The sequence below is a fragment of the Pedobacter hiemivivus genome (assembly GCF_005144565.1).
In the GTDB taxonomy this organism is placed as follows: domain Bacteria; phylum Bacteroidota; class Bacteroidia; order Sphingobacteriales; family Sphingobacteriaceae; genus Pedobacter; species Pedobacter hiemivivus.
In genome coordinates this window covers 1-627 of record NZ_SWDX01000036.1, presented here as the reverse complement: position 1 = coordinate 627, position 627 = coordinate 1, and the positions used below count along the sequence as shown (strand labels likewise).

Genomic DNA, 627 nt, shown 5'->3' with positions numbered 1-627 from the left:
GCAATAGGCAATTTCTTTTTCCAGATCACTTGATTCATTCTTTTCTGGCATTAACGCCTTCATATCCTCATCTATGGCATAAACTGCTTTGCGGAGTAGTTTTGATCGTTCCCTGAGCACCTCAAGTGCAGAATAGGGGTTCGATCTGGAAAGAGAATGAGTAGCATCGACAATGATCGATCTGGATTTGATGATATCTTTTTGAATTGCAATACTAACGGTTTTATTGATCAACAAGTTCAATAGGTCCGCATCTTTCAGGCGAAGTTTGCGGAACTTGGTCAGGGAGCTGGGATTGATGACATTATCCTCAGGAGCCATTTCCAGGAAATATTTGAAGGACATATCGTAGCGGGAGCGCTCAACAATATCCACGTCAGAAACGCAATAGATCGTCTTCAGCAATAAGTACTTAAACATACGGATSGGACTCTCCGCAGTACGTCCATTGGTGTGGCAGTACTTCTCGAGCAGTTCATCATAAATGAAACTGAAGTCTATTAGATCGTTGATCTTTCGAAGTAAATTGTCTTTGGGAATGATCAAATCATACAATCCTGAGTAGGCACTGAATTGAATCTTTTGTTGATGAGCTAACATTGGGCACCTTTTAAAACCTACTTTTAA

Annotated in this window: 1 protein-coding gene; it reads right to left on the bottom strand. The window is 40.6% G+C overall.

All coding sequences use genetic code 11. The features are described 5' to 3' along the window. The coding region (locus tag FBD94_RS25865; protein WP_136882354.1) for a transposase at positions 1-600 on the bottom strand (600 nt) is incomplete at its 3' end. Between the last annotated feature and the right edge of the window lie 27 nt (positions 601-627).